Here is an 11584-nt window from a genome sequence, read left to right as displayed (position 1 = left end):
GCTTACTCCACGAAAAGCAGCGCGGGTTGTTCCAGCAGCGCGCGCACCGCCTGGATGAAGCGCGCCGCGTCCATGCCGTCCACCACGCGGTGGTCGAAGGACGACGACAGGTTCATCAGCTTGCGCGCCACCACGGCGCCGTTGCGGATGGCGGGGCGCTCGACAATGCGGTTCACGCCCACGATGCCGACCTCGGGGTGGTTGATCACCGGCGTGGTGACGATGCCGCCCAAGGGGCCCAGGCTGGTGATGGTGATGGTGGAGCCGGACAGCTCGTCGCGCCCGGCGCTGCCGCTGCGCACCGCCTGCGCCAGCCGCCCGATCTCGGCCGCCATGGACCAGAGGTCGCGCGCCTCGGCGTGGCGCAACACCGGCACCATCAGGCCGCCGTCGCTTTGCGTGGCGACGCCGATGTGCACGGCGCCGTAGCGCGTCACCACGCCGGCCTCGTCGTCGTAGCGCGCGTTGATCTGCGGGAAGTCGCGCAGCGCCACGACCATGGCGCGCGCCAGAAGCGGCAGCAGCGTCAGCTTGCCGCGCGACTCGCCCCACTTCAGGTTGAGCTGCGCGCGCAGGTCCTCCAGCTCGGTCACGTCGATTTCCTCGACGTAGCTGAAGTGCGGAATGCGGCGCTTGGATTCCGCCATCTTCTGCGCGATCTTTCTGCGCAGGCCGATGACGGGCACCGCCTCTTCGTCGTTGCGCTCGGCGTAGGCCGACGCGGCGCGCGCGCCGCTGGCCGATCCTTGCGCCTGCAGATAGGCGTCCAGGTCCTCGTGCATGATGCGCCCGGCCGGGCCGCTGCCCTGCACATAGCGCAGTTCGACCCCCAGGTCCCAGGCGCGCTTGCGCACGGCGGGCGAGGCCAGCGGCTTCTCGCCGGGCTGGCGGGCCGCGGCGGGCGCGGCGGCGCCCGCGCGCCTGGCCTGCGCCAGAGTGGCGCCCGGCGCCACCGAAGCCGCGATCTGGCCCGCGAGGCCTGCCGGCTTTTCTGTCTTCTCGGCCTTCTCCGCCTTGGCGGGCGCGGCGGCTTCGGCGGGCTCCTGCGCCTTGCGCGGCGCGGCGGGCACGGCAGCGCCCGCCTTCACGTTGCCCTCGCCTTCGACTTCCAGGCGGATCAATTCCCCGCCCACGGCCATCACCTGGCCGACGTCGCCGCCCAGCGCCACGACCTTGCCGACCACCGGAGACGGGATCTCCACCGTGGCCTTGTCGGTCATCACGTCGGCCAGCGGCTGGTCCTCGGCGACGGTGTCGCCCACCTTGACGTGCCAGCCCACCAGCTCGACCTCGGCAATGCCTTCGCCGATGTCGGGCATCTTGATGATATGAATCCCCATCTCACACCTCCATCGCGCGTTTAAACGCTTCGCCGACCCGGCGCGGGCCGGGGAAGTACGCCCATTCCTGCGCATGCGGATAGGGGGTATCCCAGCCGGTCACGCGCTCGACGGGCGCCTCCAGATGATGGAAGCAGTGTTCCTGCACCAGGGAAATCAGTTCCGCGCCGAAGCCGCAGGTGCGCGTGGCTTCATGCACCACCACGCAGCGGCCCGTCTTCTTCACCGAGTTCACGATGGCGTCCAGGTCCAGCGGCCACAGGCTGCGCAGGTCGATGATCTCGGCGTCGATGCCGGTCTCTTCGGCCGCGGTCAGGGATACGTGCACCGTGGTGCCGTAGGTCAGCACCGTCAGTTCCGAACCCGGCCGCACAATGGCCGCCGACTCCAGCGGCACGGTGTAGTAGCCGGTGGGCACGATGCTGCCCGGACGTCCGGTCCAGGGCGTCACCGGGCGGTCATGGTGGCCGTCGAACGGGCCGTTGTAGAGCCGCTTGGGCTCCAGGAAGATCACCGGATCGTCGTTCTCGATGGCGGCGATCAGCAGCCCCTTGGCGTCATACGGGTTGGACGGCATCACCGTGCGCAGCCCGCAGACCTGGGTGAACATCGCCTCGGGGCTCTGGCTGTGCGTCTGTCCGCCGTAGATGCCGCCGCCGCAAGGCATGCGGATCGTCATGGGCGCGATGAATTCGCCCACCGAGCGGTAGCGCAGGCGCGCGGCCTCGGACACGATCTGGTCGGAGGCCGGATAGAAATAGTCGGCGAACTGGATCTCGCACACGGGGCGCAGGCCATAGGCGCCCATGCCCACCGCCACGCCGACGATGCCGCCTTCGGAGATCGGGGTGTCGAACACGCGCGAGCTGCCGTACTTGGTCTGCAGGCCCTCGGTGCACCGGAACACGCCGCCGAAATAGCCGACGTCCTGCCCGAACACCACCACGTTGTTGTCGCGCTCCAGCATCACATCCATGGCCGAGCGCAAAGCCTGGATCATGGTCATCGGCGCCGAGGCCGGACCAGCGTTGTTATCGATTGCCATGGTCAGACTCCGAGCTGCTGGCGCTGCCGGCGCAGATGCTCCGGCATGTCCTTGTAGACATCTTCAAAAATGCTGGCGGCGCTGGGGACGTGGCCGTCCACCAGGGTGCCGTGGCTTTCCGCTTCCTTCTGGGCCGCCAGGATCTCGGCGTCGAGCTCTGCGCGCACGGCGTCGTGCTCGGCGTCGGACCAGATGCCCAGCAGGATCAGGTGCTTCTTGAAGCGCTCGATCGGGTCGCCCAGCGGGAAGTGGCTCCAGTCGTCGCCGGGGCGGTACTTGGTGGGATCGTCGGAGGTGGAGTGCGGACCGGCGCGGTACGTCACCCACTCGATCAGGGTCGGCCCCAGGTTGCGGCGGGCGCGCTCGGCGGCCCAGCACGACGCGGAATAGACCGCCAGGAAATCGTTGCCGTCCACCCGCAGCGACGCGATGCCGCAGCCCACGCCGCGCCCCGCGAAGGTCGCGCCCTCGCCGCCGGCGATCGCCTGGAAGGTGGAAATGGCCCACTGGTTATTGACCACGTTCAGGATGACCGGCGCGCGGTACACATGCGCGAAGGTCAGCGCGGTGTGGAAGTCCGCTTCGGCGGTGGCGCCGTCGCCGATCCAGGCCGACGCGATGCGCGTGTCGCCCTTGATGGCCGACGCCATGGCCCAGCCCACCGCCTGGATGAACTGCGTGGCCAGATTGCCGGAAATGGTGAAGAAGCCGTTCTCGCGGTCGGAGTACATCACCGGCAGCTGGCGGCCCTTGAGCGGGTCGCGCTCATTGGACATGAGCTGGCACATCATGGTCACCAGCGACACGTCGCGCGACAGCAGGATGCTCTGCTGGCGATAGGTCGGAAAACACATGTCGCCCTGCTCCAGCGCCAGCGCGTGCGCCGTGCCGATGGCTTCCTCGCCCAGGCTCTGCATGTAGAACGAGATCTTCTTCTTGCGCTGCGCGGTCAGCATGCGCCCGTCGAAGATGCGGGTCTTCAGCATGGCGCGCATGCCCGCGCGCAGCAGATCGTTGCTGATTTCCGGCGCCCAGGGCCCGACCGCGCGGCCGTCGTCGTCCAGCACCCGGACCAGGCTGTAGGCCAGTCCGCCGGTATCGACCGCGGCAACATCAATGGGGGGTTTGGGCACCTCGCCGGGCGGCGACAGATGCAGATAGGAAAAGTCGGTCTTGCAACCCGGGCGTCCTGTCGGCTCGGGGACGTGCAACTTCAGCGGCCCATATTGGCTCATGTATTGTCTCCACGCTTGATCGTGTCACGCGTTTCTTATTCAACAAGGGCGCAGCCCGAGGAGGTAACCCAAGGCATTGCCATCGTCGGCGCGGGATCGGGATGGCAGTCCCCCGCCGGTCGAACGAGATTAGCATAAGGCGGGTGCGCGCAGCTCACCCGCCGGGCTGGCGGACAGGGATACTTGGACCAGGCCGCAAGGCCGATTTACTGACGCAGCACATCCCGCGCAATGATGAGTTTCTGGACTTCGCTTGCGCCTTCGTAGATGCGCAGGGCGCGGATCTCACGGTACAGGCTTTCCATGATTCCGCCCGCCTGCAGGCCGCGCGCGCCGAACAGCTGCAGCGCCGAATCCACCACGGCCTGCGCGTTCTCGGTGGCGACAAGCTTGGCCATCGCCGCCTCGCGCGTGGTGGGCAGGCGCTGCACGTCCCGGCGCCACGCCGCGCGGTAGGTCAGCAACGCCGCGCTGTCTATCAGCGCGGCCATCTCCCCCAGCTTGCCCTGGGTCAGCTGCAGGTCCGCCAGCGTTCCCCCGAACATGCGGCGGTCCCGCGCATGCATCACCGCTTCGTCGAACGCCCGCCGCGCGAATCCCAGCGCGGCTCCGGCCACCGACACGCGAAAGATGTCCAAGGTGCGCATGGCCAGCTTGAAGCCCTCGCCGGGCGCGCCCAGCAGGCGCGTGGCGGGGATGCGCAAATCCGAAAAGCGCAAGGTCGCCAGCGGATGCGGCGCCATCACGTCGATGCGCTCGGCGATGGAGAAGCCGGGGTCGTCGGGATACACGACAAAGGCCGAGATCCCGCGCGTGCCGGGCACGTCCTCGCTGCGCGCGAACAGGGTGTAGACGTCGGCGATGCCGCCGTTGGAGATCCAGGTTTTCTCGCCGTTGATGATGTAGTGGTCGCCGTCTTTCCGCGCGCGGCAGGTCATGGCGGCCACATCCGAGCCCGCTTCTTTCTCGGACAGCGCGAAGGCCGGAATGAGGGTTCCGTCGGCGACCCGAGGCAGGATCTTGGCCTTGAGCTGCTCGGACCCCGCAAGCCCGATGGCGCCGCTGCCCAGCCCCTGCATGGCGAAGGCGAAGTCCGCCAGGCCGTGGCGATAGGCCAGCGCCTCGCGCGCCAGCGCCAGGCCGCGGGATTCGATTTCGGGCGTATCGCCCCCGTGCGATGCCGGGACGCTGGCGCGCAGCAAGCCGGCGGCGCCCATCGCGCGGACCAGTCCGCGGCAGCCATCGTCGACATTGCCGGGCGTTGCCGCCGCGAACTCCTGGCTGTCGGCGAATTGCTCGACCCGGCGCAAGTACTCGCGGTGTCTCGCGTCAAAAAATGGCAGTTCCATCAGTTCGCGCAGGTGCAACGGGGTCGACTCGATTCTGGCCATCGGGATGCTCCGGTAGTCGTAATGGGATCATCAGTCTATTGAAATACCAGCAAGTATGTAATGCCGGATACCTCAGGGTTTACCTATATAAATCAACGCATGAAAGCGATTGACCGAAGCCTTGATGAGCCATAACCTACGCACTGGTATGGAACAGCTGTACGCATCAGGATGCACCTAATGGACATGATCTGGTCCCCTCCTCCCGACGATGCCGATCCCTGGCGGTCGCATGCCTCCCGGCTTGCCGCGCAGCCCTGCGAAAGCGGCGACGACGCACAGGCATGGCGCGACAGCGGCCTGGCCGCGCTGCTGGGCGGCGAGCCCTCGGCCGTTGCCGTCCTGACCGCCCTGGAGGGCATTGCCGCCGCCCGCCCCCGCTTGTCGCTCATGCTTGCGGGCGCATGGGCCGGAGCGGCCGCGCTTATCCAGCCTAGCCCCAAAAAGAAAGGCCGGCGCGCGGCGACAAGCGCCGCCACGGCGTTTCCTGTCTGCCCCGTGGATGCGTTTGATCCGGCGACGGGCCTGCCGGCCTTCACGATCACCGCGGAAGGCCGGGCCTGGCGATTGCGCGGCTCGGCGAATTGCCTGGGACCGGCCGCCGATCCCGGCGCCGCGCTGCTCATCTATGCCCACCATGCCGACGCCCCCGGCAGCGTGTCCTGCGCGCTGCTGCCGGCGGCAAGCGCCGGCATGGCAGGCGCCGGCCCCAAGGACGCGCCGGGCGGCCAGGTCCACATCGACACGCTGATCGGCGCCAGCCTGTGGCTCGGCCCCGTCCGCGGCGCGCAGGCCGCCATGCGCCGCACCAACGCATTGCGCCGCATCGCCGCCGCGGCGCAAGCCTGCGGCGTCGGCCTGGCCGCCTACGAAGGGGCGCGGCTGGCCTTGCCGGCCAGCGGTTCCGGCGCCGTCCCCGCACGCGCCGCGCTGGAGCTCGCGGGCTGCGCCAGCGCGCTATCGGCGGCCCGCATGATGCTGTACGAAGCCGCCCGCGCCGCGCAGGCCAACAAGGACATTCACCTTTTAAGCGCCATGGCGCTGCTCTCGGCCGGCGAATGCGCCGAACGATTGCTGGCATCCGCCTTCAAGATCGCCGCCGAACAGACGCGAGCCGACCCGCAGCCGCTGCAGGCCCTGCTGCAAGCGCGCCAGCAGCATCTGGCCACCGCGGGCCCGCTGGATGCGCAAGCCGCGCTGCTGGCCCGCGCGATCGCGCCGCCCCCCCTCCATCCGCCCCTGGGAGTCCACAGCAACATGCGCAACCCCACCACTTCCGCCATCCGGCCCGACATGCCCCCTGGGCGCGTCGCGGAAATCCTGGACGCCGCGGCCACCGCCTTCACCCAGCAAAGCTACGACTCCACCACGCTGGACCAGATCGGCGATGTGCTGGGCGTCACCAAGGGCACCATCTATCACCACTATCGCAGCAAGGCGCACCTGTTCGCCGCGGTGTACCAGCGCGCGATGGAAATGAACATAGAGACCATCACCCCCATCGCCACCCAGGACGGCGTGCGCGCGGTGGACAGGCTGTATCGCATGGCCTACGCGCACTCGATGCAAGTGATGAGGCATCTGTCGTATCAGCGCATCGCGGTGCAGGGGCTGGAATCGCACCTGATGGGCCGGGTCAGCGAAGACCAGCGCGCACGGCTGGCCGAAGTCATCAGCCTGCGCGACCACTACGAGGAATTGTTCGTGAACGTCATGGCGCAGGCCATGGAGGCGGGCGAACTGCCTCGGCAGAACCCCCGCCTGGCGGTCAAGCCGCTATTCGGGGCGATCAACTGGACCACCATGTGGTACCAGCCGCGGCCCGGCGAAACCGCCGCGGACCGCGACCGTCTCGCGACCCATCTCGCCACCTTTGTGCTGTCCGGCCTCACGCAGGCGCATCAGCCAGCGGAGCCGCCCGTACTGGCATCGAACCAGGAGCAGCAAGCATGACCATTAGCGCCCATCCCCCTGCCGCCGCCGGCAGCGAAGCCGCCCGCTGGTCCGCCGTGGCCGAGTGGTATCACGCCTATTTCACCGGGCTGGTAATGACCATGGTGACCCGGCGCGGCAGCCGCGAAGCCGCCGAGCTCGTGTTCCATATCTTCCGCCGCCAGCACCTGGAGCGCTTCCTGCCCGGGCTCGAGAAGCTTGGCCTGCAAGGATTGCCGCCCGCCGTGGCGGCCGCGCGCTATCACTACCTGTCGAACGCCATCGGCGGCGTCCGGGTCGAATACGTCGAAGCTACGCCGAAGAAGGTCTGGGTGCGGTATCCGCCGCCCCGGTGGGCCTGGCACGGGACCGCCATCTGCGCCATTCCCGGCGAAGTATCGCGCGCGGTGCTGCGCGGCTGGCATGCGCACAACGGCGTATCGCTGGGCACCCGCAGGCTGGGCTTTGTCTGCACCAAGCAGACCATGGACGGCCAGCCGGGGCTGGAAGGCTATTACTGCGAATACGAGCACGACATCGCCGAGGACGATCGCCTGCGCTTCGCGCGCGGCGAGGAGGCGCCCGACTTCGATCCCGCCCTGGCGCCGACCCTGCCCACCGCCAACTGGCCCGCCGAACGCCTGCAGAAGGCAAAGCGGAACTACGCGATGGAGTATGTGCGCACCGCCATCCCGGAACTGATCGGACTGCACGGCCCGCACGAGGCCGCGTGGCTGGCGGGGATCACGGGGCGGCTGATCGGGATGCAGTTCTACAGCGATACGGCCCATGCCATGGCCCTGCCCGACCAGGGCAACGCCTGGGACTTCGCACATTTCCTGGTGGCGCTGGCCCGCGCGCAGGGCGACGACGCCGAGCTCATCGACGACGGCGGCGCGCCCGGCGTGCGCCAGAAAAGCTGGAAGCTCATGGCGGGCCTGCCGCAACTGCACCACGCCGCGTTCGATGCCTGGAACTGCCTGCTGGACGGCGCGCTGTCGGCGCACAACCGCCGGCTTGAACTGAAGGTAGTCCGCCGCCTGGACCAAGGCGACGCCGCCTTTGAATGGCGCGTGGCGCCGCGCGGCGTCCATGTCCAGGCGCAGGCCGGCGGGATCCCCGCATGAGCGCCGGCAGCCTGAGCGGCCTGCGCGTGATCGACGCCTCGCGGGTGCTGGCCGGCCCCTACTGCGGGCAGGCATTGGGCGACCTGGGCGCCGATGTCGTCAAGATCGAACCGCCCGACGGCGACGAGACCCGGACCTTCGGCCCCGCCGTCAACGCGGGCGGCGCGGCGTACTTCCAGGCGCTCAACCGCAACAAGCGCGGCATGCGGCTCGACCTGAACCTGCCGGCCGCGCGGGAAGTGCTGTGGCATCTGCTGGAAGATGCCGACGTGCTGATCGAGAACTTCAAGGCCAGCACGCTGCGGGCATGGGGCATCGCCGACCCCGCCCAGCTATGCGAGCGGTTTCCGCGGCTGGTGCATTGCCGCATCACCGGCTTCGGCGACGACGGCCCGCTGGGCGGCATGCCCGGCTATGACGCCGCGATCCAGGCGGCCTCGGGGCTGATGAGCGTGAACGGCGAACCCGACGGCCCCGCGCTGCGGCTCGGAATCCCGGTGGTCGACCTGGCCACCGGCATGCAAGCCGCCATCGCGGTGCTCGCCGCCCTGCAGGAGCGCGTCCGCTCCGGCCGCGGCCAGCTTTGCGACGTGGCGCTGCACGACTGCGCGCTGGGCATTGCCCACCCTCACCTGGCCAACTATCTCTGGAGCGGCAAGGAGCAGCCCCGCTCCGGCAACGGCCATCCCAACATCTCGCCTTACGACTCCTTCGAAACCGCGACGACGCCGATATACATCGCCGTCGGCAACGAACGCCAGTTCGCCACCCTGTGCGCGGAACTGGAATGCCCGGAGCTGGCGCGGGACCCCCGTTTTCACCGCAACCTGGACCGCATCGCCAATCGCGCCGCATTGCGCGATGCGTTGCTGCAAGCGCTGGCCCGGCACGACGGAGCCGTCCTCGCCGATCGTCTCATGGCGGCGGGCGTACCGGCCGCGCCCATCCGAAGCGTGGCCCAGGGCGCCTCCACCCCGCATGCCGCGCACCGCGCAATGGTGCTTGAACAAGACGGCTATCACGGCGTGGGATTTCCCATCAAGCTGCGCCGCACGCCCGCCAGCTTGCGCGCCCTGCCTCCGTTGCCGGGGCAGCACAACCAGGAAATCCTGCGCGCGGCGGGGTACAGCGAATCGGAAATCGCCCGTCTGCTTGAGACCGGCGCGTTAGGGCCTGTCCAGGCCGCGCCAGGCCCTTCCTGACACGGCGGGCAAGGAGCATCGCAGCACCAAGCCGCAACATAGCGGCCACCGGCAACACCACAATCCAGGCCGCGCCAGGCCCTTCCTGACACGGCGGGCAAGGAGCATCGCAGCACCAAGCCGCAACATAGCGGCCACCGGCAACACCACAATCAAGGGAGACAACCATGAAATTGCGGCACCTGCCTTTGCTGGCGGCACTCCTTGCCAGCCCAGCCGTCCAAGCGTCGGATGATTTTCCCAAACAGCCCGTGCGCATCGTCGTCCCGCATCAGGCGGGGTCCACCACCGAAACCTTCGGGCGCATGCTGACGCCGGAAATGAGCACGCTGCTGGGCAAGCCCATCGTCATCGAATCGCGCGCGGGCGCCGCAGGCACCATCGGCGCCCGCGACGTGGCGGTCAGCAAGCCCGATGGCTATACCGGACTGATGAACGCGTCGATCCAGGTCATGTACCCGGGCATCTTCAAGGTCCTGCACTTCGATCCGATGAAGGACTTCACGCCCGTGGGCGTGTTCGGCTTCGCCCCCATGGTCGCCGTGGTGCGGACGCAATCGGCCATCACCAGTTTCAAGGACCTGCTCGAAACCGCGCGCGCCAAACCCGGAACCCTGACGTTCGCCTCCGGCGGCCTGGGCTCGCTGCCGCACCTGGTGGGCGAACTGGTCAACCTGCGCACAGGAACGCGGATCTCGCATGTTCCCTATAACGGCACGGGCCAGGCGCTGACCGATGTGATGGGGGGGCATGTGGATGTGCTGTACGCCTCGGTCGCAAGCGCCATCCCGCTGATCAAGGGCGGCAAGCTGCGGGCCCTGGCGGTCACGTCGGCATCGCGGATCGACCTGCTGCCGGACGTGCCCACCATTGCCGAATCCGGCATCGCGGATTTCGACGTGACGTCCTGGTACGGGTACTGGGTGCCCCGCGGCACGCCGCCAGCGGTCGTCGCGAAGCTGAACCAGGCGATGCAGGACGCTTCAGCGATGGAGCCCGTGCGCAAGCGGCTGGCCGGCGAAGGCATCATCCCGAGCCGCATGACGGCCGATGAATTCGCCACGTTCGCGGCGGCGGAAAACGTCAAATGGCTGGACGTCATGAAACAGGCGAACGTCCAGCCCAACTGAACCGCGCGCCGGTCAGACCGGGCCGGTCCACTCCGTGACGAAGTCGCGGTAGTCCGGACGGTTGGCCGGCGGCACGGCGCAGGCCGGGGTGCCCACGGCCAGGAAGCCCAGGAAACGGTAGTCCAGGGAATCCAGGCCCAGCGCGTTTTGCACGTCTTCGACGTAGGTGCCCATGCCCGTGCTCCAGAACGCGCCATAGCCCAGCATGTGGACGGCGTTCAGCATGTTCATGGTGGCGCAGCCGGCGGCCAGCAGCTGCTCCTGTTCCGGAATCTTGGTGTTGTCGTGCGCGATCTTCTGCGCCAGGCCGATGAACAGCGGCACGGCCGCCATCCATTCGCGCACCGATTTTTCCTTTTCCGGCGTCATGCGCGGATCGCCGCTGCGCTTGACGGCCTCCAGCGCCACGTCCGCCAGCTTGCCGATGGCCTCGCCCCGGATCACGACGAAACGCCATGGGCGCAGCGCGCCGTGATCGGGCGCCGACATGGCGGCCTGCAGGATCTGTTCGAGTTCGTCGGGCTTGGGCGCCGGCGCCCGCAGGAATTTGAAGGAACGGCGCGTGGTCAGGGCGTGCAGCGGAGTGGCGGTCTGGGTTACGGTCATTGATTCAGGCGCAAATGGGAAAGAAACAGATTCTCATATTAAGCGATCGCGGCGGCTGTAGCGGGTATCCCCCGGCCTGCAGCAAGGGCATCTGGCCGATTGCGCCGCGGCCGTCAGCCCAGATGCGTGTGCCGTTCCTGCCGCTCTTCGACCTGCATTTCGCTCAGGCCATGCAGGATGCCGCAGTCTTCCGCGTCGGGCCGGGCCGACAGGCAGCGCTGGCGCAATTCGCTCAGTTGGGATTTCAGCTGCGTGAGTTCGGCGATGCGCGCGTCGACGTGCGAGATATGCTCGTCGAACAGCTCGTTAATGGGGCCGCACCCCGTCTGGTGATTGTCCGCCAGCGACAGAATGGCGCGGATTTCGTCCTGCGTCATGTCCAGCGCCCGGCAATTGCGGATCAGTCGCAGGCGCTCCAGATGGGGCTGCCCGTAGCTGCGGTAGTTGTTCAGGCCCCGGTCCGGGGCGGGCAACAGCCCTTCCTTTTCGTAATACCTGACGGTTTCGACCGTGGTGCCGGCCGCCGAGGCCAATTCGCCGATACGCATCGCTGCCTCCCGGATCAGATCCGAATGA

Annotated in this window: 10 protein-coding genes; 4 read left to right on the top strand and 6 right to left on the bottom strand. The window is 68.2% G+C overall.

Annotation, left to right across the window (positions count from 1 at the left end; translation table 11 throughout):
• Window positions 1–2: 2 nt before the first annotated feature.
• The 4 genes from ACFWP0_RS15885 to ACFWP0_RS15870 all read right to left on the bottom strand — a co-directional run bounded on the left by ACFWP0_RS15885 (window position 3) and on the right by ACFWP0_RS15870 (window position 5011).
• Complete coding sequence (locus ACFWP0_RS15885) at window positions 3–1340, bottom strand: dihydrolipoamide acetyltransferase family protein (protein ID WP_377843589.1); 1338 nt, start codon at window positions 1338–1340, stop codon at window positions 3–5.
• A 1-nt stretch (window position 1341) separates the two neighbouring features.
• The gene (locus tag ACFWP0_RS15880) at window positions 1342–2385 is read right to left on the bottom strand and encodes an alpha-ketoacid dehydrogenase subunit beta (protein WP_377843588.1); all 1044 of its coding nucleotides are present in this window, start codon (window positions 2383–2385) and stop codon (window positions 1342–1344) included.
• Between the two features lie 2 nt (window positions 2386–2387).
• Window positions 2388–3620, bottom strand: a complete 1233-nt coding sequence (locus tag ACFWP0_RS15875; RefSeq protein ID WP_377843586.1) for a 3-methyl-2-oxobutanoate dehydrogenase (2-methylpropanoyl-transferring) subunit alpha — start codon at window positions 3618–3620, stop codon at window positions 2388–2390.
• A 206-nt stretch (window positions 3621–3826) separates the two neighbouring features.
• Window positions 3827–5011 (bottom strand): acyl-CoA dehydrogenase family protein, encoded by a 1185-nt coding sequence (locus ACFWP0_RS15870; RefSeq protein WP_377843585.1) that lies wholly within the window; start codon window positions 5009–5011, stop codon window positions 3827–3829.
• Window positions 5012–5191: 180 nt separating this feature from the next.
• On the opposite strand from ACFWP0_RS15870, the gene ACFWP0_RS15865 reads away from it, so the two are divergent.
• From ACFWP0_RS15865 to ACFWP0_RS15850, 4 genes are all read left to right on the top strand, one after another.
• Window positions 5192–6964, top strand: coding sequence for a TetR family transcriptional regulator (locus tag ACFWP0_RS15865; protein ID WP_377843584.1), 1773 nt, complete (start codon window positions 5192–5194; stop codon window positions 6962–6964).
• Complete coding sequence (locus ACFWP0_RS15860; protein WP_377843582.1) at window positions 6961–8070, top strand: hypothetical protein; 1110 nt, start codon at window positions 6961–6963, stop codon at window positions 8068–8070. Before ACFWP0_RS15865 ends, ACFWP0_RS15860 begins: the two co-directional genes overlap by 4 nt.
• The gene (locus ACFWP0_RS15855; RefSeq protein ID WP_377843581.1) at window positions 8067–9272 is read left to right on the top strand and encodes a CaiB/BaiF CoA transferase family protein; all 1206 of its coding nucleotides are present in this window, start codon (window positions 8067–8069) and stop codon (window positions 9270–9272) included. The genes ACFWP0_RS15860 and ACFWP0_RS15855 overlap by 4 nt, the downstream gene beginning before the upstream one ends.
• Window positions 9273–9439: 167 nt before the next feature.
• Complete coding sequence (locus ACFWP0_RS15850; protein ID WP_377843579.1) at window positions 9440–10402, top strand: Bug family tripartite tricarboxylate transporter substrate binding protein; 963 nt, start codon at window positions 9440–9442, stop codon at window positions 10400–10402.
• A gap of 12 nt (window positions 10403–10414) precedes the next feature.
• Here ACFWP0_RS15850 and ACFWP0_RS15845 read toward each other — a convergent pair whose 3' ends face one another.
• Both ACFWP0_RS15845 and cadR read right to left on the bottom strand, forming a co-directional pair.
• Complete coding sequence (locus ACFWP0_RS15845) at window positions 10415–11008, bottom strand: nitroreductase (RefSeq protein WP_377843577.1); 594 nt, start codon at window positions 11006–11008, stop codon at window positions 10415–10417.
• A gap of 113 nt (window positions 11009–11121) precedes the next feature.
• Entirely contained in the window at window positions 11122–11556 is a 435-nt protein-coding gene (cadR, locus tag ACFWP0_RS15840) for a Cd(II)/Pb(II)-responsive transcriptional regulator (protein ID WP_377843576.1), read from the bottom strand.
• Between the last annotated feature and the right edge of the window lie 28 nt (window positions 11557–11584).

It is taken from the genome of Achromobacter sp. NPDC058515, assembly GCF_042721735.1.
Classification (GTDB): domain Bacteria; phylum Pseudomonadota; class Gammaproteobacteria; order Burkholderiales; family Burkholderiaceae_B; genus Achromobacter.
This window is presented reverse-complemented; position numbering and strand designations above follow the sequence as displayed.